Source organism: Methylosinus sp. PW1, assembly GCF_000745215.1.
In the GTDB taxonomy this organism is placed as follows: domain Bacteria; phylum Pseudomonadota; class Alphaproteobacteria; order Rhizobiales; family Beijerinckiaceae; genus Methylosinus.
In genome coordinates this window covers 2,525,885-2,548,580 of the sequence record NZ_JQNK01000009.1, presented here as the reverse complement: position 1 = coordinate 2,548,580, position 22,696 = coordinate 2,525,885, and the positions used below count along the sequence as shown (strand labels likewise).

Below are 22,696 nucleotides of genomic sequence, written 5' to 3'. Positions count from 1 at the left end.
CCCGCTCTGGCCGGCGCCGACCCATGGCGATCCGGCGGCTCCTTCGGATGGCCCCATGACCAAATTCGCGCTCGACGCCCTCGATCTCGCCGCGCTTCTCTCCTCCCGCGTCTGCCATGATGTGATCTCGCCCGTCGGCGCCATCGTCAACGGGCTGGAGGTGCTGGAGGAGGAGAAGGACGCCGAGATGCGCGGCCATGCGCTGGCGCTCATCAAATCCAGCGCGGCGGAGGCCTCCGCCCGGCTGCAATTCTGCCGCCTCGCCTTCGGCGCCGCCGGCTCCAAGGGCGCCGAGATCGACACCGGCGACGCCGAGCATGTGACGCGCCAGCTACTCGCCGACGAGCGCACCAAGCTCGAATGGAGCGTGCCGCGCGTGCTGATGTCGAAGAACAAGGTGAAGCTGCTGCTCAATCTGTGCCTGATCGCCGATGCGGCGATTCCGCGCGGCGGCGTCATCTCCGTCGCCTCCACCGGCGAGCGCGACGATATTTCCTTCACGCTGGAAGCCAAAGGCGTGAACGCCCGCATCGCCGCGGCGATCCCCGCCCTGCTGGCCGGCGAGCCGGAAGAGGGCGTTGTCGACGCACGCGCCATTCAGGCCTATTACGCGGGCCTCGTCGCCCAGGCGAGCGGGCTAGACGTCGTGATCTCCGCGCAGCCGGAACATGTGACCATCACCGCCCGCCCCGCCGCCGCGCAGGCGGAGGAAGAGACCAAGGCGGCGCTCGAGGCCTGACGAGCTCGAGCGCGGGAATTTCAGTTCTCTTAACCAGAATGCGTCAAGAATGGCGTCGACGCCGCTCGCGCGGCCTAAGACGAACGACGCCATGGATGAGCTTCTCAACGATTTCCTCGTCGAGACCGCCGAGCACATAGATGCGGCGACGATGGAGCTCGTCTGTCTCGAGAAGGACCCCGGCGATCAGGCGCTGATCGCCAGCCTCTTTCGCCATGTGCACACGATCAAGGGCACCAGCGGCTTCTTGAAGCTGCCGCGCGTCGGCCGGCTGACCCATTCGACCGAGGCGCTCATCGGCGCCTTGCGCGACGGCGCGCCGATGAGCGCCGCGCATGTCACGCTGGTCTTCGCCGCCGTGGACCGGCTGAAGGATATTCTCGCCGAAATGGGCCGCTCCCAGGAGGAGCCGGCGGGCGACGACGACGAGCTCGTCGCCGCCCTGGAGCAGGCGACGCGCCGCGCCCGCCTCGGCGAGGAGGAGCCCAAGGACGCCGCCGAGGCGGGCGGCGCCGCGGCGCCCGCCTCCCGCGCCGCTGCGGCGCCGGGAGAGGCGCATTCCGTCAGCGTCGCCCATATCGGCGAGACGGTGCGCGTCTCGGTCAATGTGCTCGATCGGCTGATGGGCATCGTCTCCGAGCTCGTCTCCACCCGCAATCGTCTGCTCGAATTGTCGAGCGCCTGGGCGGGCGGCGACGAGGCCATGAGCAGCACGGTACAGACACTCTCCAACATCACCAGCGATCTGCAGGATGCGGTGATGAGCGCGCGCATGCAGCCGGTCGGACGGCTGTTCTCGACGCTGCCGCGTCTGGTGCGCGATCTCGCCTATGATCTCGGCAAGAAGATCGTCGTCACGACGGAAGGCTCGGACACGGAGCTGGACCGGCAGGTGATCGAGCTGATCCGCGCGCCGCTCACCCACATCATCCGCAATTGCGCCGACCATGGGATAGAATCTCCGGCCGAGCGCGCGCGCATCGGCAAGAGCGAGACCGGCGTCATCTCGGTGCGCGCCGCCTATGACGCCGGCCAGATCATCATCGACATCGCCGACGACGGCCGCGGGCTCGACGCCTCGCGCATCCGCTCCAAAGCCTTGGCGATCGGGCTCGTCTCGGAGGCCGATATCGCCAAGCTCAGTGACAGCGAGCTGTTCGAGCTGGTCTTCACGCCGGGCTTCTCGACCGTCGATGGCGTCACCAGCGTCTCCGGCCGCGGAGTCGGCATGGATGTGGTGCGCGAGAACATTCAGTCGATCGGCGGCTCCGTCTCGCTGACCTCGCGCCATGGCCGCGGCGCCTGCGTCACTCTGCGCATTCCACTGACGCTCGCCATCACGCCGGCGCTGATTTTGACGACCAATGGCGCGCGCTTCGCCATACCACAGATGACCGTGGTCGAGCTGGTCGGGGTCGGCCGCGGCTTCGAGCATGCGATCCAATATATCCATGACGCGCCGGTGCTGCGCTTGCGCAATGACGTGCTGCCTCTGCTCGATCTCGCCGCGACGCTCGGCCTCGGCCGCCCGGCGCAGGAGGAGACGCGCGACGGCTTCGTCGTCGTGCTGCGCATCGGCAGCGCGCGCTTCGGCCTGCTGGTGGAGACGATCGCCGATGTGCAGGAGATCGTCATCGAGCCGCTGGTGAGCGCGCTGGCGCGGCTCGGCGTCTTCTCTGGCCAGACGATTCTCGGCGACGGCTCGGTGGTGCTCATTCTCGATCCCGCGGCTCTGCTCGAGCACGCCGGGCTGCAGCGGCTGGCCGAGCGCCCGGCCGAAGCGACGACGCCGGAAGTCTTCGTCCCGCGCGCGGAGAAGACGCGCATCATCCTCGTCAAGGCCGGCCCCGGCCCGCTGAAGGCGCTGCCTCTGTCGCTGGTGCTGCGCATAGAGGATGTGCCGCGCGAGCGGCTGATCGCCTCGGACGGCGCCTTCGTCATGGCCTATCGCGACAGCCTGCTGCCGATCATTCCGGCGACCTCGGACATGTCGCTCGACCGCGACGCCTATCCCATTCTCGTGCTGTCGGGAGCGGGCCAGTCCATGGGCCTGCTCACCGAGGAGATCATCGACGTCACCGACGAGATTCTCGACCTGCAGAGAGAGAGCGATTCGGCGCATATTCTCGGCTCCATCCAGCTCGGCGGCGAGGTCGTCGAATTTTTGGACGCCACCTATTTCATGCGCATCGCCTGCCCGGCCGCCGTGGCGCGCGGCGTCAACAAGCGGCATCGCATTCTGCTGGTCGACGACAAGGCCTTCTTCCGCGACATGCTGGCGCCCATACTCGGCTCGGCCGGCTATGACGTGACCACCGCCGCCTCGGCGCCGGAGGCCCTCTCCTTCCTGCGCAAGGGGCTGTCCGTCGAGGCGGTGGTGACGGATACCGACATGCCGGAAATGGACGGCTATAATTTCGCCCGCGCGCTGCATGCGCTGCCCGGCCTCGCCGATCTGCCGGTGGTGGCGCTCGCCGCCCAGGCGGCGCCCAGCGTGCTCGCGGCGGCCGAGGCCTGCGGCATCGCCGCCGTCGCCGGCAAGTTCGATCGGCGCGCGCTCATCGAATGCGTCGGCCGCCTGCTCGACAAGGCGGACACCGCGCCGCGCGATCTCGAATTGCGCATCATGTCGGAGCTCGCCGCATGACACAGACGCAACGCGACGCGAGCGGGCGCCGCCGGCAGAGCGACGCGCCCAAGGAGCAGTCGCGCAACTTCACCATAAAGGTGCGCGGCCAGACCTTCGGCCTGCCGGTGGAATGCGTGAAGACGATCTTCCACATCGAGCAGGTGACGCCGGTTCCGCTGGCCCCGCGCGAGATCGCCGGCCTCGCCAATCTGCGCGGCCGCATCGTTACCGCGCTGCGGCTCGATCGCTGCCTCGACATCGACGAGGGCGACCGCTCCGATTCGAATCTCGCGGTCTGCATCGAGCACAATGGCGAGCGCTACGCTCTGCTCATCGACGAGACCGGCGACGTCGTCACCTGCGAGGAAGACGACCGCATCCTCTGCCCGACCCATGTCGGCCAGCAATTCGTCGACGCCACAAACGCCTGCTACCGGCTCGACGACGAGTTTCTGCCCATACTCGACATAGCGGCGCTGGTGAGGCGCCTGTCGAGGCCGAGCGAGAGCGGCGGCCGCGACGGACATTCGAGAGACGCATCCCGAGGAGTAGACTGATGAAGCAGATTCTTGTCGTCGACGATTCCGCGGTCATCCGCAAGGTCGCGCGCCGCATTCTCGAAGGGATGCAATTCTCCACCGTGGAGGCGGAGAACGGCCGCAAGGCGCTGGTCGCCTGCGAGCAATCCATGCCGGACGCCATCCTGCTCGATTGGAACATGCCAGAGATGGACGGCGTCGAGTTCCTGCGCGCGCTGCGCAAGATGCCGGGCGGCGCCGGGCCGAAAGTGGTGTTCTGCACCACGGAGAACGAGGCGAGCCATATCGCCCAGGCGATGGATGCGGGCGCCGACGAATATATAATGAAGCCCTTCGACCAGCATGTGGTGCGCGCCAAGCTCGAGGACGTCGGCGTCATCTGAGGCGCGGGCCGCGACGGAACAGGAGCGCTCTCTCGAGGAGAGCGACGGCGATATGCGGAAATGTGCGGAGCCTCGCCTTTTTCGGCCGGGCGCGACGCCTCCGGCAGAGCGCCCGCGATGAGCCTCGCCTTCGAGCGGCTGCGCCGTCTCATCGGCTCGATCGTCGGCGTCTCTCTCGGCCCCGACAAGCTCTATATCGCGCAGAGCCGGCTGGAGCCGATCATGCGCGCACAGGGCTGCCGCGACCTCTCCGAGCTCATGCGCCTCATCGAGCGGCGCGAGGACGAGGCGCTGCTGCAGCGCGTCGTCGACGCGATGACCAATAATGAGACGTCCTTTTTCCGCGACCGCGTCCCCTTTCAGCGGCTGAAGCGCGATTGGCTGCCGGAGCTGATGGCGCGGCGCGCCGAGACGCGGCGCCTGCGCATCTGGTCGGCCGCCTGCTCGACCGGTCAAGAGCCCTATTCCATCGCCATGACGCTGGCCGAAATGGGCGAGACGCTCGCCGGCTGGAGTGTCGAGATTCTCGCCACGGATGTCTCGGAGACCGCGCTGACGACGGCGCGGCGCGGCGTCTACAGCCAGTTCGAGGCGCAGCGCGGCCTTTCGATCGGCAGGCTGCTGGCCCATTTCGACCAGAAGGACGGCCTCTGGCGGATTCGCGATGGGCTGCGGGCGAATATCGCCTTCCGCAAGCTCAATCTACTCGATGATTTCTCTGGCGAGGCGCCCTTCGACATCGTCTTTTGCCGCAATGTGCTCATTTATTTCGAGCCTGCGGTGAAAAGCCGCGTGCTCGGGCGCCTGCGCGACAGTCTCGCCGACGACGGCTATCTGGTCCTCGGCTCGGCCGAGACGATCGGCGAGCGCATCGGCGGCCTCACGCCCGCGAGCGACGCCGCCTGGCTGCTGCTGCCGCGCCCCTCGCCGCCGTCGCGCGCCGTCATCGGCGCGTGAGCGCGGCTCGCCTCCCCCTCTGAACGCGCGAAGGGGCTCCCGAGGGAGCCCCTTTTCGACTTGCGGCCGTCTTCGCCTTATGGCTGTCAGGCGGTGATGCGCTCGTCGGCCTCGCTCGGCTCACGCAGCACATAGCCGCGGCCCCACACCGTCTCTATGTAGTTGCGGCCGTCGCTGGCGTTGGCGAGCTTCTTGCGCAGCTTGCAGATGAAGACGTCGATGATCTTGAGTTCCGGCTCGTCCATGCCGCCATAGAGATGATTGAGGAACATCTCCTTGGTGAGCGTCGTGCCCTTGCGCAGCGAGAGCAGCTCGAGCATCTGATATTCCTTGCCGGTCAGATGCACGCGGGCGCCGGAGACCTCGACCGTCTTCTGGTCCAGATTGACGACGAGATCGCCGGTCGTGATGACCGATTGGGCATGGCCCTTGGAGCGGCGCACGATGGCGTGAATGCGCGCCACCAGCTCGTCCTTATGGAAGGGCTTCGTCAGATAATCGTCAGCGCCGAAGCCCAGACCCTTCACCTTGTCCTCTATGCCGGCGAGGCCGGACAGGATCAGAATCGGCGTCTTGACCTTGGCCACCCGCAAGGTGCGCAGCACCTCGTAGCCGGACATGTCGGGCAGATTCAAATCGAGCAGGATGATGTCGTAATCGTAGAGCTTCCCGAGATCTATGCCTTCCTCGCCGAGATCTGTCGCATAGACGTTGAAATTCTCGGATTTGAGCATGAGCTCGATGCTTTGAGCGGTCGCGCTGTCATCCTCTATCAGTAAAACGCGCATTTTCAGTCCCCACCCAGCTCCACCAATCTTCCCCGGACGTCGTCGCGTCGCCCGAGCGTCGACGATGCGCCGCGCTTCGTCGGCCGCCCGCCAAGATCTCTATCTATTTGTCGAAACGCTAAGCGGTAATGGTTAACAAACCCTGACCTTCGGCCCGGCGGCCAACCAAAACCTTAATCGTCGACGGCTAAGGGCCATCGCGAGCCAGAACAGCGTCTCTCGAGGGGGACGAATCGATCGGCCTTCTTGTTTATACAAGCCGTCCGCCCGGCTGCGAAGCGGCCCGCGGCTACGCAAAGGCCGCGGCGAAAGCTTCGCGAAAGCCCCGCCGCGAGGCTGCGGGCGCTTGCCGCCGCGCCGCGCTCGCGATTGACTTATGCGCGGGCTTTCTCCTATATGCCGGCGCGGCGTCGCTGAGACGTGTTTCGTGCGGGGGCTTGCGCGCCCGTGAAAAAGGCGGAACGAGACGGCCGCAGGGGCGAAAAAACGCCCGACGAGACCAAAATGAGATCGAGGGCCGTGGCGGCGGCCAGCCGATGACCGAGCAGTCGGCGCGAGGCGATGACGGCTCTTCGATCGGCGACCTGAGCGAGCGGAGACCCAAGGTGAAGAGAACTTATCAACCCAGCAAAATTGTGCGCAAGCGCCGTCACGGCTTTCGCGCCCGCATGGCGACCGTCGGCGGCCGCAATGTCCTCGCGGCGCGCCGCGCCCGCGGACGCAAGCGCCTGTCCGCCTGATTTTCGCCGGCTTCTCGGCCAGGGAGGACGGGAGGCGTGAGCGAGAACATTCCAGACGAAACGCGGAAGACCAAACCGCGACGCCTGCGCAAGCGGCGCGAATTTTTGCGCGCCGCCGCGAGTGGGCTGAGCCGCGGCGCGCGCGCCTTCAAGCTGCAGGCGGCGGCGCGGGAGGGCGGCGACACGGACGCGCCGCGCTTCGGCTTCACCGTGACGAAGAAAATCTCCGGCGCCGTTGGTCGCAACCGCATTCGGCGCCGCCTCAAGGAGGCGCTGCGGCTCTGCGGCGCTTCCGGTCTCCCGGGCTATGATTATGTCTTCGTCGCCCGACCCGACGCGTTGACCGCGCCCTTTTCGGAATTGACGGCGCAGATCGTGGATGGGCTGACCAAGCTCAGGCCCGGCCAGAAGGGCCGGAACCGGCGCAACTCCTAAAGACAGGCCGCAGGCGTCATGAACGAATATACGAAGAATGTCCTCATAGCGGCCGGCCTGTCGATGCTGGTGATCGGCGGCTGGGATTATTTCTACGCCTTTCCCAAGCTCGACCAGCAGCAGAAAGAGGCGCAGCTCGCGCAGCACCAGAAGCCCGGCGCGCCGCAAAAGCCTGTCGCCGACAAGGCCGCGCCCGCGGCCCGCCAGGCGCAGCCGCAAAGCGTCGCCGCCGCCAAGCCCGTGGCGAAGACGCGCGAGGCCGCGCTCGCCGAGAGCAAGCGCGTCGCGATCGACACGCCTTCCATCTCCGGCTCGATCTCGCTGAAGGGCGGCCGCATCGACGATGTCTCGCTGAAAAATTATCACGAGACCGTCGATCCCAAGAGCCCGATCATCGTGCTGCTCTCGCCGGAGAACGCGCCGCACCCCTATTACGCCGAATCGGGCTTCCTCGCCTCCGACAAGGATCAGGCGCCGCCCGCCCTGCCGAACGGCGAATCTCTGTGGAGCGCCGATCACGATCAGCTCTCCGTCAGCCAGCCCTTGACGCTCACCTTCGACAATGGCCAGGGCCTCGTCTTCAAGCGCAAGATCGCGGTCGACGACCAATATATGTTCTCCGTGACCGACAGCGTCGAGAATCACGGTCAGGGCTCCGTCACCCTCTATCCCTATCTGCGCGTCTCGCGCATCGGCGCTCTGGAGAGCGCCGGCTATGCGGCCCTGCACGAGGGCTTCGTCGGCGTGCTCGGCGAGGCGGGCCTGCAGGAGCTGAAGTTCGAGAAGGTCGAGAAGGAGCCGCACGCCACCAAATCTTTCGAGGCGACCGGCGGCTGGCTCGGCTTCACCGAGAAATATTGGGCCGCCGTTCTGGTGCCGCAGCAGGACCGCTCGCTGGTGGCGCGCTTCTCGGCTTCGGGCGCCGGAACGACCAAGGCCTATCAGGCCGACACGGTCGAGGCGCCGCTGACCATCGCGCCGGGCGCCTCCGGCTCGGTGGCCTCGCGCATCTTCGCCGGCGCCAAGGTCGTCGACACGCTCGACGCCTATGAGGGCCAGGGCATCAAGCTCTTCGATCGGCTCATCGATTGGGGCTGGTTCTACTTCCTCACCCGGCCGATGTTCCGCATCATCGACGGCCTGTTCCACGTACTCGGCAATTTCGGCCTCGCCATTCTGGCCGTCACCGTGCTCGTCAAGATCGCCTTCCTGCCGATCGCCAACAAGAGCTACCATGCGATCGCCAAGATGAAGGAAGTTCAGCCCAAGCTGCAGGCGCTGAAGGAGAAATACGCCGACGACAAGCAGAAGCTCGCGCAGGAGCAGATGGCGCTCTACAAGAGCGAGAAGATCAACCCGGCCGGCGGCTGCCTGCCCGCGCTGCTGCAGATTCCGGTGTGGTTCTCGCTCTATAAGGTGCTGGTCATCACCATCGAGATGCGCCATGCGCCCTTCTATGGCTGGATCAAGGACCTCTCGGCCCCGGACCCCACCAACATCTTCAACCTGTTCGGCCTCATCCCCTTCGATCCGACGCAGATCCCCGTGTTCGGCCCGTTCCTGTGGCTCGGCGTGCTGCCGATCCTGATGGGCGTCTCCATGTGGGCGACGATGAAAATGAACCCGGAGCCGACCGACGAGGTGCAGAAGATCGCCTTCGGCTGGATGCCGGTGATCTTCACCTTCTCGATGGGCGGCTTCGCCTCCGGCCTCATCATCTACTGGACCTGGAACAACATCCTCTCGGTCACTCAGCAGGGCTTCATCATGCGCCGCGCCGGCGTAAAGTTCGAGCTGTGGGACAATGTGAAGAAGACGTTCTCCTTCCTCAAGAAACCCGCCTGATCGCCCCTTGACCGAAGTCCGCGACGAGGATTTCACGGAACCGGGCCGGCTGCTCTTCGCCGGCCCGTGCGATTTTATATTCGCCAGCGCGAAATCCGGCGATCTGCCGCCGATCGGCCCGCCGGAGATCGCCTTCGCCGGCCGCTCCAATGTCGGCAAATCCTCCCTCCTGAACGCTCTGACCGGCCGCAAGGCGCTGGCGCGCGTCTCCAACACGCCGGGCCGCACGCAGCAGCTCAATTTCTTCGCCCTGGGCGCCGCGCCGGGCGCGGAGCCGCTGCGCCTCGTCGACATGCCCGGCTATGGCTACGCCGCCGTCGGCAAGGAGAAGATCGCCAATTGGACGCGGCTGATGGAGGAGTTTCTGCGCGGCCGCGCCTCGCTGATCCGCGTCTTCGTGCTCATCGACAGCCGCCGCGGCGTGAAGGATCTCGACGAGCAGATGTTCGATCTGCTCGACCGCGCCGCCGTCTCCTATCAGATCGTGCTGACCAAGCGTGACGAGCTGAAGGTCTCCGAGCGCGAGAGCGCCGTCGCCGCCGTGGAGGCCGCGCTGGCCAAGCGCCCCGCCGCCTTCCCGCGCCTCGCCATCACCTCCTCCCGCACCGGCGAGGGCGTCGCCGAGCTGCGCGCCGGGATCGCGCGGCTATTGGCCGAACGAAACGCTTGAATATTGCAGCCTCGTCCTTTCTAAAAGGATCGAGCTTCATCACACCACAGGCGGACCCATGACCGAGGATTCGGCCGACAGCGCGCTCCAGCAAGCCCGTATTCTGATGCAGGCGCTGCCGCACATGCTGCGCTATGACGAGGCGACAGTCGTGGTGAAATACGGCGGCCACGCCATGGGCGACGACAAGGTCGCGCGCGACTTCTCCCGCGACATGGTGCTGCTCGAGCAATCCGGCGTGAACCCCGTCGTCGTGCATGGCGGCGGCCCGCAGATCGGGGCCATGCTGGGCAAGCTCGGCATAAAATCCGAATTCGCCGATGGGCTGCGCGTCACCGACAAAGCGACGATGGAAATCGTCGAGATGGTGCTCGCCGGCTATATCAACAAGCAGATCGTCGGCTTCATCAATTCCGAGGGCGGCCGCGCGATCGGCCTGTGCGGCAAGGACGGCCGCATGGTGACAGCCGAAAAGCTCTCGCGCCCCAATCACGAGGACGGCAAGGCGATCGATCTCGGCTTCGTCGGCGAGGTGGCCAAGGTCGACACCACCGTGTTGGACCAGGTGCTCGGCCGCGAGCTGATTCCCGTGCTGGCGCCCGTCGCGCAGGGCCTCGACGGCGAGACCTATAATATCAACGCCGATACTTTCGCGGGCGCCATCGCCGGCGCGCTCGGCGCCAAACGCCTTCTGTTCCTCACCGACGTTCCCGGCGTGCTGGACAAGAACAAGCAGCTCATCAAGGAGCTGAAGGTGGAGGATATTCCCGGCCTCGTCGCCGACGGCACCATCACCGGCGGCATGATCCCCAAGGTCGAGACCTGCATGTATGCGATCGAGCGCGGCGTCGAAGGCGTCGTGATCCTCGACGGCAAGCTGCCCCATGCGGTGCTGATCGAGCTATTGACCGACCATGGCGCGGGCACGCTGATAACGAGGTGACGGATTGACGGCGAAACGCGCGGCGACGATGCGATCTTGGAGCCGCCCTGCGGCTCGAGATCGCATCGCCCCAAGCAAGAGGCGGCGCGCGCGATGACGGAGCCCGCCGACGAGCCGCGCCTGCTGACCATCGCCAATCGCTTCGCCCATGTCGACACATGGGTCTTCGACCTCGACAACACGCTCTATCCCGCCTCATCGGACCTCTGGCCGAAAATCGACCATCGGATCACTTTGTTCATGATCCGCCTGTTCGGCCTCGACGGCATGTCGTCGCGCGCGCTGCAGAAGCATTATTACAAGCAATATGGCACGACGCTACGCGGGCTGATGACCGAGCATGGCGTCGACGCCGACGCTTTCTTGAAATTCGTCCATGACGTCGATCGCTCGTCGCTTCTGCCGAATCATTCGCTGGCGGCGGCGATCGCGGCGCTGCCGGGCCGCAAGCTCATTCTCACCAATGGCTCGCGCGAGCATGCGCTCGACACGGCGAAGCAGCTCGCCATCGATCATATTTTCGAGGATGTCTTCGATATCGTCGCGGCCGATTTCATCGCCAAGCCGCATGAGGAGGCCTATGAGCGCTTCTTCGATCGTCATGGCGTGGAGCCGAAACGCTCCGCCCTCTTCGAGGACATAGCGCGCAATCTGATTTTCCCTCATGCGCGCGGCATGACCACAGTGCTGGTGACGCCGGAAGCCGGCCATGAGGAGAAGCGCGAATCCTGGGAGATCGCCCATGGCCGCGAGCCCTATGTGGATTTTACGACCAATGATCTCGCGGGGTTTTTGGAGGGGCTGACGGTAAAGAGATGATGCTCCGAATGGCTATTTTCGAATGTTCTCTTTAACCTGGGGGACCGATCCAATGTTGCAACCCATTGCTACGCCCGAGTTATTTGTCGAAATCGTGATTCAAGAGGCAATAAGGCGAGGCTATGTCCTCGAGAGAGGGACGCGCAACGGACGACAAATCGACTTCGGGAACAAAAAGCTACATGAAGGACATCTTCGGTCGCTGTTTCCTGCAATCCTCAGTCCGAGCGCAGATATTAAAAAAATGATTGAAAGCGTTGCTCCTGGGCGGCCGTGTGCTCATAAGCCCATGAAAGAAATAATCCACGCTATCAGTCTTAATATTGTTCGATGAAATCGAGCGCCTCAAATTCCCAATAAAGGCCTGATCTTCGCCGTCGCCAGCGCCAGCTCGCTCGCCGACGCCGCGCCCTTCTTCTTCGCCTTGCGCGCGCGCCAGTCGAGGCTCTTCACCTGATCGACGAGGACCGCCGATGGCGTCGATCCCGTGATCGCGACCTCGAAGGGATAGCCCTTGATCTTCGTCGTCATCGGACAGCAGATCATCAGCCCGGTTTTGGCGTTATAGGCTTTCGGGCTCAGCACGAGCGCGGGACGATGCCCCGCTTGCTCATGGCCGGCCTGTGGATCGAAGCTCAGCCATACTATGTCGCCACGCTCGGGCGTATAGGCCGCCATTAGAACGCCTCGCGGCCGACAGGCGGTCCGAAACTTACCTCCTCATGCAGGTTTTCAGGCGTCACACCTGCGAGAAGATCATCGAGAGAGTATTCGGGGGCAGCAAGCGGTTCGATCACCACGCTGCCGCCTTCGACGCGCACCTCGACAGTCTGGTCGATCTCGAGGCGCGCCTGCTCCATGACGGCCGAGGGTATGCGCACCGCCGCGGAGTTGCCCCATTTCTTGACGATCGCTCGCATCATGACCCCCAAAGTATCTACAATGTAGAAACATAAGATTGGAACGCCGCGCCGTCAAGCCATTTCCCATCCCATTCAGAAACTGTCACATTTCCGCAACGGAGCAGCATTCTTTGCAGCGCCGACTTGACTGTATAGCGCACGCTATCTTCAAATGCGGCAATGATGCGAGCGGGGGCACATCGGCGTTTGAGAACGTGCGTGATCGCGCGCGCGCTCGCCTGTCTGCTCATGCTGCAAGGCTTCATTGTCGCGGCGGGGCCGAGTCTCGCCGAGCGAGCGGCCGACGCCGCCGGCTGGAGCGAAGCGCATGCGACCGAGCTCTGCGCTGGCCAGAACAGCGCCGAAAATCCGCTGAGCGACCATTCCTCCTGTGAGCGCTGCATATTCTGCACACTCGGCGCACGCGGCGTCGCGCTGACCCTCGCGGCGCTCTGGCGCTCTACGGCGATCTCGCCGCCGGAACCCGATTCGCGCCTCGCGCCACGCAGCGCCGACGCGGCCGAGCCCATGACGCCGCCCGGCTGGGCCAGCACCTGGTCGTCGCGCGCGCCGCCCTCCTTCTCCTGATCCGAAACGAATCGCGGCTCTCTCGCCGCATCTTTCCATCGGAATCGCGCGCGCCCGCATGGCGTCGCGCCAGGAGCAATTTCGCATGTCTCGCAATTCTCTCATGCGCGGCGCATCCGCCGGCGCGCTGACTTTCGTCGTCTTCTCTCCCGCCCTCGCGCAGGAAGCCCTGCCCGCCATCGACATCTCTGGCGAGCATCGCCCCGTCGCCGGCCCCTCACGCGGAAAGCTGCAGCCGCCGAATGGCAAGCTGCAGCTCGACGTCGCCTCGCAGACCGGCAGCCGCCTCGGCCTGACGCCGCGCGAGACGCCCTCCTCCGTCTCCATTGTCGATCGCGCGACGATCGAGGCGCGCGGCGCGCAGACGACGCAGGAGGTCATTCAGCGCATGCCAGGCGTCATCGCCTCTGATCCGCCGGGCTCGGCAGGGTCGATCAGCCTGCGCGGCTTCGGCACGTCGTCGGTGACGCAAATGTTCAACGGCATCACCGTGCAATATGACGCCATCGCCGGCCGTCCGGTCGACAGCTGGCTCTACGACCGCATCGAGCTTCTCGGCGGCGCCTCCTCCTATCTCTACGGCCAGGGCGCCGTCGGCGGCGCGGTGAATTACGTCAGCAAGGTCGCCACGCGCGGCGAGGAGCGCAATGAGGCGCTGCTGATGGGCGGCATGTGGTTCAATCGCCGCGCGTCCTATGGCTTCAACAAGCAGCTCGACGAGAATAATTGGCTGCAATTCGATCTGAGCTACAAAGGCTCGCAAGGCTGGGTCGAGGATTCCAACCATAATTCCGGCGCCGGCTCCATCTCCTGGCTCACCGATATCGCGCCCGGCCTCTCCAACACTGTCGCGGTGGAGTTTCAGAGCGAGCAGCGCGACTCCTATTGGGGCGCGCCGGTTCCGCGTCCGCTCGGCGGAACGGGCACGATCGCCTGGGGAACTTTCGGCCTGCCGGTGCTCGATCTCAAATTCGATCCCGGCGTGCGCTTCAAAAACTACAACAGCCTGAAGCCGGTCTTCGATCAGCAGGTGCTGTGGGTGCGCGACATAGCGGAATATAAGCTCGACGAGGAGACGAGCTTTAAAAACACCTTCTATCTCTATCGCGCCGACCGGCAATATCAAAACGTCGAATCCTATCGCTACAATGCGACGAACACGCTGCTCGATCGCAGCGGATCTTTCGCCACCCGGCACGTCCAGAGCCTCATCGGCGACAGGCTGGAGGCGACGAATGCGACGACCCTATTCGGCCTCGAGTCGAAAACGGTCGCGGGCATAGATTTTTCGCTCAATCAGCAAACGCGCAACGGAAGCCTCGAATCGGGCTTGGCGGTCGACACGGTCGAGCCCTATGGCTATGCGGCCTATAAGCTCTATCAGGACAATCCGTTGGCGACGAGCTATGTGGGCGACGCGCGCAGCAAGCTCTACACGCTGGCGCTCTTCGCCGAGAACCGGCTGTCGCTGACGCCGCAGCTTCATCTCGTGACCGGCCTGCGCTGGGAGAAGATCAGCCTCGAGCGTTTCAATTACCGCATCCCGACCCTGCCCAGCGCCTCGAACCCCTATGGCAATCCCGCCTATTTCGGCAAAGGATATGAGCCGATCACCTGGCGCGCGGCGCTGATGTACGACGTGACCAAGGAGGCCAATGTCTATGTCTCCTACAGCACGGCAGCCGATCCGCCCTCAGGCATTCTGCTCACCAACAACGCCGGCGGCGTGCGCAATTTCGAGCTCACCACCGGCTGGCAGATCGAGGCGGGAACGAAGCTCGATTTCTGGGAGGGCAGAGGCTCGGCGACTCTCGCCGGCTATTTCATCGAGCGCAACAATCTCACCACTTCCGATCCCGCCAATCCCAACAGCGTCATCAATGTCGGCAAGCAATCGTCGAATGGCATAGAGGCCAATGTCGGCTTGCAGGTGCTGGATAATCTCAGCGTGCAGGGCAACGCGGCCTGGATCAATCCGAAATTCGAGAGCTTCGAGGAGGCGGCGACGATCGCCGGAACCACGCTACGCGTATCGCGCGCCGGCAATCGGCCGACCAATATGGCGCGCTGGATCGCCAATGGCTGGATCACATGGGATTTCCTGCCCGATTGGCAGGCGACCTTCGCGACGCGCTTCGTCGGCGATCGCTTCGCCGACAACGCCAATACGATGCGCATACCGGCCTATACGACTTTCGACGCCGGCCTCTCCTGGCGCATAACGCCCAATGCGAAGCTGACCGCCATGCTGAAGAACATGACCGACGCCGCTTATGTCGAATGGGCGACGGGGGGCTCGGGACCGCTGCTGCGGCTCGGCCAGCCGCGCACTTTCGAATTGTCGCTGAAGATGACCTTCTGAGGAGGCGGAATTGAAGCGATATCTCTATCTCGCTCATCGCTGGCTCGGGATCGCGGCCTGTCTCTTCATGGCCATGTGGTTCTTCTCCGGCGTCGTCATGATGTATGTCGGCTATCCGAAGCTGCTGCCGTCCGAGCGGCTGGCGGCGCTGCCGCCGCTCGATCCGGCGCGCTGCTGCGTCACCCTCTCCCGCGCTTTCGCCGCCGCGGGAGAGAGCGGCGCGCCGCAATCCGTCCGCCTCACCAGCATCGCCGGCGCGCCGACTTTCATCTTCGAGCGCCGCACGAAGGACAGCGGCCCGCAATTCACGGCGGCGCGCGCCAGCGACGGCGCGCGCGTGACCAGCATTTCAGAGCAGGACGCCATCGCCGCCGCGCGCGCCTTCCTCGGCGGCGAGGCGAGCTATGATGGAATCGTCGACGAAGACCAATGGACGCATTCCAAAGGTCTCGACGGTCTGCGCCCGCTGCATCGCGTCTATATGTCCGATGCGGATTCGACGCTGCTCTATGTCTCTTCCGTCACCGGGGAAGTGGTTCGCGACGCGACGCAGACCGAGCGCCTGTGGAACTGGGCCGGCGCCTGGATCCATTGGCTCTATCCGTTCCGCGGCGGCTGGTTCGAGGCCTATTGGCACGATATCATCGTCTATTCCTCGCTCATCGGAACCGTGCTCGCCGTCACCGGCCTCGTCGTCGGCGTCATGCGCTGGCGCTTTCGCGCGCCCTATAGGACCGGCGCGCGCACGCCCTATCGCGACGGCATGATGAAATGGCACCATATCATCGGCCTCATCGGCGGCGCGACGGCGATCACTTTCGTCTTCAGCGGCCTGATGTCGATGAACCCGTGGAAAATCTTCGAGACCAGATCGGCCTTCGACGCCAAGCTCTATTACGGCGGCGCGCTCGCGCCCGAGCGCTTCCATCTGTCGGTCGCCGATGCGCTGACGAAATTCGCCGATGACGGATTCGCGGCGCGCGAGCTCGAGCTGCGCGTCATCGACGGCGCCGGCTATTATGTCGGCTTCGGCGCCGGCGGCGCGACGCGAATCTTGCGCGCCGAGGCCGACGCCGCGCCCGCCTTCACGCTGCCGCTCGAGGAATTGAAGCGTCTCGGCGCGCGGCTCGTCCCCGGCGCGAAAGTCACGGCGGCGACGGTGATGGAGACCTACGATTTCTATTATTTCGCGCGCGCGCCGCACACCATGCATGGCGACGTCGACAAGCGGCTTCCCGTGCTGCGCTTGGAATTCGACGACCCCGCCGGTACCTGGGCGCATATCGACCCGCATACGGGCGCCGTGCTCGGCAAGCTGGACTCTGGACGTCGCATGAGCCGCTGGCTGTTCGCTTTTCTGCACAGCTGGGACGCGCCGGCGCTGCTCACCGCGCGGCCTTTGTGGGATGTCTTCATGCTGGCGCTCAATGGCGCGGGCTTCGCGCTCAGCGTCACCGGAATCGCCATCGGCTGGCGACGGCTGAAGCGCAAATTCGGCGAGCGCAGAGCGCCGGCGCGATCGGCGTCGCCGAGCTTGGCGCGATCGAGCCGCGCATGACCACCGCGCTGGCGGCGCCTGACGCCCGGCCCACCGACCAAGCCCACCGACATGGAACGTCATTTGCGTAATCGGCCAGCGAGGTCGCGCTTCGACGAATTGAAGCCGCCTCGAAGCCTTTTCGATGGTTTGGGGAGCGAGCCATGGTCGATTCGATTGGCGCCGTCGTGGTGGGAACGTTCGGCCTCGCGGCGGAGGCGGCAGCCAAAGGCGCGGCGGGCGCGGCCGTCATCGACGGCTATGACGCCCTGAAGTCTGGCCTTTCCGCTTTCGCCAAGAGGGAGATCGCCGAGCTGGAGCCGCGGCCGCGTTCGATCGGAATGCAAATCGCGGTCGCTGAAATCATCGACGCCCAATCGGAGGAGACGAAAACGGCGCTTTGCGTCCTCGCCGCGACGCTCGTCGCCCGGCTGAGGGACGGCGCTCCGGCCGCCGGACTCGACATCGACCGCCTCGCCGCGCTCGAAGCGCAGCTCAGCGCCCTCGCTCCAAAATAGGGGCCGCCGCCGGCAGCCGCGCGCTGTCGAGATCGGCGCCGTGGAAGCTCGCGCCGGTGACATCCGCGCCGGAGAGATCGGCGTCGCCGAGCTTGGCGTGATCGAGCCGCGCATTGCGCAGGCTCGCGCCGGCGAAGCGCGCCGAGGCCAGCACCGCATGGGTGAGATTGGCGCCGGTCAGATCGGCGCCGTCGAAGATCGCGCCGGTGAGATCGGCGCGCACAGGAACCATGCCCTGATTGGCGGGATCGGCGCCGAGATCGGCCTCGATCAGCTTCGCCTTCACGAAACGCGCGCCGCGCCCGCCGCCGATGATACGGGCGCGCGTCAGATCGGCGCCGGAAAAATCCGCCTCGTCGAGAATGGCGGCATAGAGGATCGCGCCGGAAAGATCGGCGCCCGAGAGATCGGCCTCGCGCAGATCGGCGCGGGTGAGATTGGCCTCGGCGAGCCTGGCTCCCACGAGCTTGGCCCCGGCGAGCCGCGCAGCGAAGAGATCGGCGCGCCGAAGGTCCAGCCCCGAGAGATCGAGGCCGGAGAGATCGAGATCGGTGAGCGCCACGGGCTTTCCGGCGGAGGCGACGATCAGCCTCTCTATATCGGCGCGGCTTCGGTCCGCCGCCGCGGCCGCCAGCGGCGCGAGAATCAGGAGGACGGCGGCCAAAAGGCGTCTCGCTCGGGCCGAGGACATGGTGAAGGCTCCCTCGCTCTGCGTCGCTTCTGTGGCGACGGCGGGCGAGCCTACCCCCGTGACGCCGCCCCGGCTGCGGGAAAGAATGCGCGACGCGCGGGAAAGACGTCCCGCCGCCGGCGCGGCGATCGGCCCCTATTTCCGCGATTGACAGGGCCGCGGCCTTGCCGCCTATAGCCCTGACCCTTTCTGCGGGCCGCCTGCCCGCGACCTCTCGGAGCTGGACGATTTCATGCCGCACACTGGTCTCGAGAATCTCATCACCACCGCCTTCGAAGACAGGGCCAATATCGACGCCTCCACGCAGGGCGACATTCGCCACGCGGTCGAGAGCGCGCTGCGTCTGCTCGACGCCGGCAAGCTGCGCGTCGCCGAGAAGATCGAGGGCGCGACCGGCCCCGGCTCCTGGAAGGTCAATCAATGGCTGAAGAAGGCGGTTCTCCTCTCCTTCCGCCTCAATGATATGAGCGTGATCGAGGGCGGGCCGGGCGGCGCGAGCTGGTGGGACAAGGTTCCCTCCAAATTCGCCGGCTGGGGCGCGGCCGAGCATAGAGCCGCGGGCTTCCGCTCCGTGCCGGGCGCGATCGTGCGTCACTCGGCCTTCGTGGCGCCGGGCGTCATTCTCATGCCCTCCTTCGTCAATCTCGGCGCCCATGTGGACGCCGGCACGATGGTCGACACTTGGGCTACGGTCGGCTCCTGCGCGCAGATCGGCAAGAATGTGCATCTTTCCGGCGGCGTCGGCATTGGCGGCGTGCTGGAGCCGCTGCAGGCCGGCCCCACCATCATAGAGGATGATTGCTTCATCGGCGCGCGCTCGGAGATTGTCGAGGGCGTCGTCGTCGGCCAGGGCTCGGTGATTTCCATGGGCGTCTTCATCGGCGCCTCGACCAAGGTGATCGACCGCGCCACCGGCCAGATTCACATTGGCTATGTGCCGCCCTATTCGGTCGTGGTGTCTGGCAATCTGCCGGGCAAGCCGCTGCCGGACGGCTCGGCCGGGCCGTCGCTCTATTGCGCCGTCATTGTGAAGACCGTCGACGCGCAGACGCGCGGCAAGACGGCGATCAACGAGCTGCTGAGGGACTGATGGCCCTGCCCTCGCGCGAGCGCCTGAGCTTCCTCTATCGCACGGAAGAGGGAACCCTCGACCGCGCCGGCTGGCGCTGCGGCGTCGCGGGCCTTCTGGCGGTCCTCGTCCCGCTGACGCTGATCTGGCTGGCGCTCTTTCCCTATACGGATCACGATCTGTCGAAGGACCCGTTCTTCGTCTGGCAGACGGTGGTCGCCTACGCCTATCTCGCGCTCTATTCGCTCGCGATCTTGTTGATCGCCGTGAGCTTCGTCAATCTCTCGACCAAGCGCTTTCGCGCGCTCGGCTGGCCGGCGCCGCTCGTCTTCGCCGGCCTGCTTCCCTTCGCCCTTCTGGTGGCGGGCGCCATGCACTGGCTGCAGCCGCGCGTCGCCGAGGTGATGCCCTATTGGCCCGTGGCGCTCGTCGATGTCGCGCTCGCCGCGATCGCGCTGTGGACGGGCTATGAGCTGGGGGTGAAAGAAGGCGGAGAGGGATAAAGCGCGGCGAGACAGGGGGACCCCTCACGCCCCCGCCGTGATGAACTGCGCCTTGGCGAGATCGGCGAACAGCCCGCCTTTGGCCACCAGTCCGTCGAAGGTCCCACTCTCGACGATCTCGCCGCGATCCAGCACCAATATGCGATCCGCATGGCGCACTGTCGCCAGACGATGGGCGATGATGAAAGTGGTGCGGCCCGCCGTCGCCGCCTCCAGCGCTTTTTGCAGCTGACGCTCGGTGGTCGCGTCCAGCGCGCTGGTCGCCTCGTCGAAAATCATGATCGGCGGGTCCTTCAGCAGCGCGCGGGCGATGGAGAGACGCTGCCGCTCGCCGCCCGACAATGTGCGGCCGCGCTCGCCGACCAGCGTCGACAGCCCCTCGCTCTGCCGCGCCACGAGATCGCGCGCCTGCGCCAGCTCGACGGCGCGGGCGATCTCCTCCTCGCTGGCGTCCGGCTTGCCGACGCGCAAATTCTCCTCGATCGAGCGGGCGAACAGCATGGGCTCCTGAAACACGACGCCGATGTTGCGGCGGAGCGACGTCAGCGTCATGTCGCGAATGTCGACCCCGTCGATCGTCACCCTTCCCTGCGTGGGATCGAAGACGCGATGCAAGAGGCCGAGCGTCGTCGATTTTCCCGAGCCGGTCGCGCCCACCAGCGCTATGGTCTCGCCCCGCCGCGCCGAGAAGGAGACGTCGCGCAGCGCGAGGCGCTCGCCGCCATAAGAAAAGCTCACCTTCTCGAAGGCGACGGCGCCTTCGAGCCGTCCCATGTCGCGTGCATCCTCGCGATCGGCGACCGTCGGGCGCGTGTCGAGAATGGAGAAGAATTCGGCGATTTTTGGCGCGAGCAGAAACAGCACGTTCAAGAAGCCGACCATCTGCTCGAGCCGGCCGATCAGCATGGTCGCGAAGCTCATGAAGGCGACGATCTCGCCGATGGAGGCGAGGCCCTGCAAATGCAGCCAGGCGCCGAGCAGAAAAATGACGAGCAGGGTGAGCGTCGCCGAGGCGCGGCTCGCCACCGCCGCCAGCGCCCACCAGGAGAGCACGGGAATTTGCGCGGCGAGCAATTCGTCGATGATCCGCCGCAGCGCATTGGTCTCGCTCTCTATGCGCGTGAAGCTCTGCACCACGGCGACATTGCCCAGCGCGTCGGAGGCGTGCTCGGCGAGCGAGGAGTGGTGACGCTCCACCTTGCTCTGCAATTGCTCGGTGCGGCGCAGGACGAAAGAGGTGAGCGCGCCGAAAACGATGACGAGCACGATGAGCGGCAGAGCCAACCGCCAATTGACGAAGAGCGTCGCCGGCAGCAGCACGAAGAGCGCGACGAAGGAGGCGCAATTCTCGCGGAAGAAGGAGAGCCACAGCCCCGCCATGCCGGAGGCGCCCTCGAGCATCACCTTCAGCAGCCGGCCGGAATGCGCGCCGGCGTGAAAGCTCGACGGCAGATCGAGCACATGCTCGAAATAAGCGGCCATGACCGCGAGCCGGCTTCTATGCGCGAGACGGTCGGCGTGCAGCGCGACCAGCACGGAGGCGGCGATGGAGAAAAGGCCGAAGCCGGCCCAGGCCGCCAGCAGCGGCACGAGATCGCCCCAGGCGAGCTTGACGCCCGCCGCCTGCGCGCGCGTGAGCACGTCTATGACGCGGCCGAACAGCATGGGCTCGGCGAATTGCGCGATGGCCACGGCGAGATTGGCGACGACGAGGATCGTCGCGAGACGTTTCTGCGGCTTCAGCTGCGCGAGGACGCGGAGATAGACGGCGAGCACGGACATGAGACAACTAAATGGGAGGGGCGATGGCGCGGTCTATAGCGGGCGGGCCGAGGAGCGCAAGGTCGCGCGAGGCGAGAGCTTCGCGAATTCTCGCCGGCCACGCTTGTATTGTCCGCCCATATGCCCCACATAGGCTCTATCGAGTTTTCGGCCGGTCGACTCCTGCTTCGCGCCTGACGGCGCCCCGGGCATTATGACTTCCTCTCCAGAACATCGATCAAGCGAGGCGTCGCATGTCGCGAACGCCCCAATCCCCCCCTGTTCTTCGAAAGGACAAGTCATGCAGACCGGAATCGTGAAATGGTTCAATGCGCAAAAGGGTTTCGGCTTCATTCAGCCGGAGTCCGGCGGAGCCGACGTCTTCGTTCATATCAGCGCTGTCGAGCGCGCGGGCCTTCATGGCCTCGCGGAGGGCCAGAAGCTCTCCTATGAGATCGTCGTCGACCGGCGCAGCGGCAAATCATCGGCGGATCAGCTGAAGGTCGACTGACCTTTTGAGCGATCAGGCCCTGCGCGCCGACCGCGGATGTACCGGCGGCGAGCGCGGGGCCTTCTCCCCCGGTGGAGGCGCGTCGTTCCTTCGCGGATCGGCGCGTCGCACTCCATCCGAAAGGGCCGACATTGTGAGCGCGCATTCGAATGAGCTCTCCCGCTATCAGCGGCTTCGCAAAGAAGCGCCGACGCATAAGTTTCGTCTCGGCGCGCAAATCTATCATCGCCTCGGCGCGCGAACGGAAAAAGAGACATTCCGGATCATGCGCCTGCTGCCCGACAGCGGCGCCGGATTCCAATATGTCATCAAAGGAGACCGGGACGGTCTCGAACGTGTCGTGACGGAAGCGGGAATGGAATTCGCCTGGTAATTTCTCGCTTCGGAGAGTTGCGCGTCGCTCGCGTTCGTCTCTTCCACGCAGACCGCGCGGCGGCGGCGTGATCGATTTTCGCGCCGAAAAGCGCGGACGACAGGGAGAAGAGCGATGAGCGCATTCGATTACGGCATGGAAGCCGGCCTTTTCTCATCCAAGACGCTCGCCAAGCGGTCGCGATCCTATCAGAGCTCCGTCGAATTCCGGCGTTTCGCCCAGGCCGCGGAGGCGATTCGCTACGCCGTCGAGGATATGCCCGCCGCTTTGCTCGGAACCTGCTCGCTCGAGGTGGCCGAGGCGACCTATACGGGCGCGGCGATCCGCAGCCTGTATGAAAGCGCGGAGTTTCCTCTGCCGCGGCGGATCGACGCGACGAAAAAATAGAATTGTT

26 protein-coding genes are annotated in these 22,696 nt (G+C 65.3%); 21 read left to right on the top strand and 5 right to left on the bottom strand.

Annotation, left to right across the window (positions count from 1 at the left end; genetic code table 11):
* Positions 1–55: 55 nt before the first annotated feature.
* The 5 genes from chpT (at position 56) to K369_RS21665 (ending at position 5,247) form a co-directional block, all read left to right on the top strand.
* Positions 56–739 carry a histidine phosphotransferase ChpT gene (gene chpT / locus K369_RS21685; RefSeq protein ID WP_036294120.1) on the top strand — a complete coding sequence of 228 codons (684 nt, stop codon included), beginning with the start codon at positions 56–58 and terminating at the stop codon, positions 737–739.
* Between the two features lie 91 nt (positions 740–830).
* Positions 831–3,386 carry a chemotaxis protein CheW gene (locus K369_RS21680; RefSeq protein ID WP_036296169.1) on the top strand — a complete coding sequence of 852 codons (2,556 nt, stop codon included), beginning with the start codon at positions 831–833 and terminating at the stop codon, positions 3,384–3,386.
* Entirely contained in the window at positions 3,383–3,925 is a 543-nt protein-coding gene (locus K369_RS21675; RefSeq protein ID WP_036294118.1) for a chemotaxis protein CheW, read from the top strand. The genes K369_RS21680 and K369_RS21675 overlap by 4 nt, the downstream gene beginning before the upstream one ends.
* On the top strand, positions 3,925–4,290 hold the full coding sequence (locus K369_RS21670; RefSeq protein ID WP_036294116.1) for a PleD family two-component system response regulator: 366 nt from the start codon (positions 3,925–3,927) through the stop codon (positions 4,288–4,290). Before K369_RS21675 ends, K369_RS21670 begins: the two co-directional genes overlap by 1 nt.
* Positions 4,291–4,407: 117 nt before the next feature.
* Positions 4,408–5,247 (top strand): protein-glutamate O-methyltransferase CheR, encoded by an 840-nt coding sequence (locus K369_RS21665; RefSeq protein ID WP_245278265.1) that lies wholly within the window; start codon positions 4,408–4,410, stop codon positions 5,245–5,247.
* Positions 5,248–5,333: 86 nt separating this feature from the next.
* On the opposite strand, the gene ctrA is transcribed toward K369_RS21665, so the two are convergent.
* Complete coding sequence (gene ctrA / locus K369_RS21660; RefSeq protein ID WP_018266958.1) at positions 5,334–6,035, bottom strand: response regulator transcription factor CtrA; 702 nt, start codon at positions 6,033–6,035, stop codon at positions 5,334–5,336.
* A 605-nt stretch (positions 6,036–6,640) separates the two neighbouring features.
* On the opposite strand from ctrA, the gene rpmH reads away from it, so the two are divergent.
* The 6 genes from rpmH (at position 6,641) to K369_RS21630 (ending at position 11,487) form a co-directional block, all read left to right on the top strand.
* Positions 6,641–6,775 (top strand): 50S ribosomal protein L34, encoded by a 135-nt coding sequence (gene rpmH / locus K369_RS21655; protein WP_018266959.1) that lies wholly within the window; start codon positions 6,641–6,643, stop codon positions 6,773–6,775.
* Between the two features lie 36 nt (positions 6,776–6,811).
* On the top strand, positions 6,812–7,210 hold the full coding sequence (gene rnpA / locus K369_RS21650) for a ribonuclease P protein component (RefSeq protein WP_084570775.1): 399 nt from the start codon (positions 6,812–6,814) through the stop codon (positions 7,208–7,210).
* An 18-nt stretch (positions 7,211–7,228) separates the two neighbouring features.
* Positions 7,229–9,055: a membrane protein insertase YidC gene (yidC, locus tag K369_RS21645; protein ID WP_036294114.1), complete on the top strand. Its 1,827-nt coding sequence runs from the start codon at positions 7,229–7,231 to the stop codon at positions 9,053–9,055.
* 7 nt (positions 9,056–9,062) lie between these two features.
* Positions 9,063–9,725 carry a ribosome biogenesis GTP-binding protein YihA/YsxC gene (gene yihA / locus K369_RS21640; RefSeq protein WP_036294111.1) on the top strand — a complete coding sequence of 221 codons (663 nt, stop codon included), beginning with the start codon at positions 9,063–9,065 and terminating at the stop codon, positions 9,723–9,725.
* 58 nt (positions 9,726–9,783) lie between these two features.
* Positions 9,784–10,668, top strand: coding sequence for an acetylglutamate kinase (gene argB, locus K369_RS21635; protein WP_036294109.1), 885 nt, complete (start codon positions 9,784–9,786; stop codon positions 10,666–10,668).
* A gap of 93 nt (positions 10,669–10,761) precedes the next feature.
* Positions 10,762–11,487 carry a pyrimidine 5'-nucleotidase gene (locus tag K369_RS21630; RefSeq protein WP_036296164.1) on the top strand — a complete coding sequence of 242 codons (726 nt, stop codon included), beginning with the start codon at positions 10,762–10,764 and terminating at the stop codon, positions 11,485–11,487.
* A gap of 345 nt (positions 11,488–11,832) precedes the next feature.
* Here K369_RS21630 and mazF read toward each other — a convergent pair whose 3' ends face one another.
* A complete protein-coding gene (gene mazF / locus K369_RS21625; RefSeq protein WP_036294107.1) occupies positions 11,833–12,165 on the bottom strand; it encodes an endoribonuclease MazF in 333 nt (110 codons plus the stop codon).
* Positions 12,165–12,407 (bottom strand): AbrB/MazE/SpoVT family DNA-binding domain-containing protein, encoded by a 243-nt coding sequence (locus K369_RS21620; RefSeq protein WP_036296163.1) that lies wholly within the window; start codon positions 12,405–12,407, stop codon positions 12,165–12,167. The genes mazF and K369_RS21620 overlap by 1 nt, the downstream gene beginning before the upstream one ends.
* Before the next feature lie 201 nt (positions 12,408–12,608).
* Here K369_RS21620 and K369_RS21615 point away from each other — a divergent pair, with 201 nt between their 5' ends.
* From K369_RS21615 to K369_RS21600, 4 genes are all read left to right on the top strand, one after another.
* Positions 12,609–12,977: a hypothetical protein gene (locus K369_RS21615; RefSeq protein WP_036294105.1), complete on the top strand. Its 369-nt coding sequence runs from the start codon at positions 12,609–12,611 to the stop codon at positions 12,975–12,977.
* An 85-nt stretch (positions 12,978–13,062) separates the two neighbouring features.
* Positions 13,063–15,339: a TonB-dependent siderophore receptor gene (locus K369_RS21610; RefSeq protein ID WP_245278264.1), complete on the top strand. Its 2,277-nt coding sequence runs from the start codon at positions 13,063–13,065 to the stop codon at positions 15,337–15,339.
* Positions 15,340–15,349: 10 nt separating this feature from the next.
* The gene (locus K369_RS21605) at positions 15,350–16,897 is read left to right on the top strand and encodes a PepSY domain-containing protein (protein ID WP_036294101.1); all 1,548 of its coding nucleotides are present in this window, start codon (positions 15,350–15,352) and stop codon (positions 16,895–16,897) included.
* A 143-nt stretch (positions 16,898–17,040) separates the two neighbouring features.
* Entirely contained in the window at positions 17,041–17,394 is a 354-nt protein-coding gene (locus K369_RS21600) for a hypothetical protein (protein ID WP_036294099.1), read from the top strand.
* Here the strand turns inward: K369_RS21600 and K369_RS21595 are convergent.
* Entirely contained in the window at positions 17,372–18,058 is a 687-nt protein-coding gene (locus K369_RS21595; RefSeq protein WP_036296159.1) for a pentapeptide repeat-containing protein, read from the bottom strand. The two genes, K369_RS21600 and K369_RS21595, sit on opposite strands and share 23 nt — an antisense overlap.
* A gap of 25 nt (positions 18,059–18,083) precedes the next feature.
* Between K369_RS21595 and K369_RS26715 the strand changes: the two genes are divergently transcribed.
* The 3 genes from K369_RS26715 (at position 18,084) to K369_RS21585 (ending at position 19,657) form a co-directional block, all read left to right on the top strand.
* Positions 18,084–18,236 carry a hypothetical protein gene (locus K369_RS26715; protein ID WP_156968005.1) on the top strand — a complete coding sequence of 51 codons (153 nt, stop codon included), beginning with the start codon at positions 18,084–18,086 and terminating at the stop codon, positions 18,234–18,236.
* An 81-nt stretch (positions 18,237–18,317) separates the two neighbouring features.
* Positions 18,318–19,175: a 2,3,4,5-tetrahydropyridine-2,6-dicarboxylate N-succinyltransferase gene (dapD, locus tag K369_RS21590; RefSeq protein ID WP_036294097.1), complete on the top strand. Its 858-nt coding sequence runs from the start codon at positions 18,318–18,320 to the stop codon at positions 19,173–19,175.
* Complete coding sequence (locus K369_RS21585; protein WP_036294095.1) at positions 19,175–19,657, top strand: hypothetical protein; 483 nt, start codon at positions 19,175–19,177, stop codon at positions 19,655–19,657. The genes dapD and K369_RS21585 overlap by 1 nt, the downstream gene beginning before the upstream one ends.
* A 24-nt stretch (positions 19,658–19,681) precedes the next feature.
* Here K369_RS21585 and K369_RS21580 read toward each other — a convergent pair whose 3' ends face one another.
* Complete coding sequence (locus K369_RS21580; protein WP_036294093.1) at positions 19,682–21,439, bottom strand: glucan ABC transporter ATP-binding protein/ permease; 1,758 nt, start codon at positions 21,437–21,439, stop codon at positions 19,682–19,684.
* 280 nt (positions 21,440–21,719) lie between these two features.
* On the opposite strand from K369_RS21580, the gene K369_RS21575 reads away from it, so the two are divergent.
* The 3 genes from K369_RS21575 to K369_RS21565 all read left to right on the top strand — a co-directional run bounded on the left by K369_RS21575 (position 21,720) and on the right by K369_RS21565 (position 22,689).
* Positions 21,720–21,929 (top strand): cold-shock protein, encoded by a 210-nt coding sequence (locus tag K369_RS21575; protein ID WP_018266999.1) that lies wholly within the window; start codon positions 21,720–21,722, stop codon positions 21,927–21,929.
* 133 nt (positions 21,930–22,062) lie between these two features.
* A complete protein-coding gene (locus K369_RS21570; RefSeq protein ID WP_024878436.1) occupies positions 22,063–22,302 on the top strand; it encodes a hypothetical protein in 240 nt (79 codons plus the stop codon).
* Positions 22,303–22,416: 114 nt separating this feature from the next.
* Entirely contained in the window at positions 22,417–22,689 is a 273-nt protein-coding gene (locus K369_RS21565) for a hypothetical protein (protein ID WP_036294091.1), read from the top strand.
* Positions 22,690–22,696: the final 7 nt, after the last annotated feature.

Coding starts and splice junctions, on each gene's coding strand:
- chpT (WP_036294120.1), top strand. CDS start 56: ATGACCAAATTCGCGCTCGACGCCCTCGATCTCGCCGCGCTTCTCTCC.
- K369_RS21680 (WP_036296169.1), top strand. CDS start 831: ATGGATGAGCTTCTCAACGATTTCCTCGTCGAGACCGCCGAGCACATA.
- K369_RS21675 (WP_036294118.1), top strand. CDS start 3,383: ATGACACAGACGCAACGCGACGCGAGCGGGCGCCGCCGGCAGAGCGAC.
- K369_RS21670 (WP_036294116.1), top strand. CDS start 3,925: ATGAAGCAGATTCTTGTCGTCGACGATTCCGCGGTCATCCGCAAGGTC.
- K369_RS21665 (WP_245278265.1), top strand. CDS start 4,408: ATGAGCCTCGCCTTCGAGCGGCTGCGCCGTCTCATCGGCTCGATCGTC.
- ctrA (WP_018266958.1), bottom strand. CDS start 6,035: ATGCGCGTTTTACTGATAGAGGATGACAGCGCGACCGCTCAAAGCATC.
- yidC (WP_036294114.1), top strand. CDS start 7,229: ATGAACGAATATACGAAGAATGTCCTCATAGCGGCCGGCCTGTCGATG.
- argB (WP_036294109.1), top strand. CDS start 9,784: ATGACCGAGGATTCGGCCGACAGCGCGCTCCAGCAAGCCCGTATTCTG.
- K369_RS21630 (WP_036296164.1), top strand. CDS start 10,762: ATGACGGAGCCCGCCGACGAGCCGCGCCTGCTGACCATCGCCAATCGC.
- mazF (WP_036294107.1), bottom strand. CDS start 12,165: ATGGCGGCCTATACGCCCGAGCGTGGCGACATAGTATGGCTGAGCTTC.
- K369_RS21620 (WP_036296163.1), bottom strand. CDS start 12,407: ATGCGAGCGATCGTCAAGAAATGGGGCAACTCCGCGGCGGTGCGCATA.
- K369_RS21610 (WP_245278264.1), top strand. CDS start 13,063: ATGTCTCGCAATTCTCTCATGCGCGGCGCATCCGCCGGCGCGCTGACT.
- K369_RS21600 (WP_036294099.1), top strand. CDS start 17,041: ATGGTCGATTCGATTGGCGCCGTCGTGGTGGGAACGTTCGGCCTCGCG.
- K369_RS26715 (WP_156968005.1), top strand. CDS start 18,084: ATGGTGAAGGCTCCCTCGCTCTGCGTCGCTTCTGTGGCGACGGCGGGC.
- dapD (WP_036294097.1), top strand. CDS start 18,318: ATGCCGCACACTGGTCTCGAGAATCTCATCACCACCGCCTTCGAAGAC.
- K369_RS21585 (WP_036294095.1), top strand. CDS start 19,175: ATGGCCCTGCCCTCGCGCGAGCGCCTGAGCTTCCTCTATCGCACGGAA.
- K369_RS21580 (WP_036294093.1), bottom strand. CDS start 21,439: ATGTCCGTGCTCGCCGTCTATCTCCGCGTCCTCGCGCAGCTGAAGCCG.
- K369_RS21575 (WP_018266999.1), top strand. CDS start 21,720: ATGCAGACCGGAATCGTGAAATGGTTCAATGCGCAAAAGGGTTTCGGC.
- K369_RS21565 (WP_036294091.1), top strand. CDS start 22,417: ATGAGCGCATTCGATTACGGCATGGAAGCCGGCCTTTTCTCATCCAAG.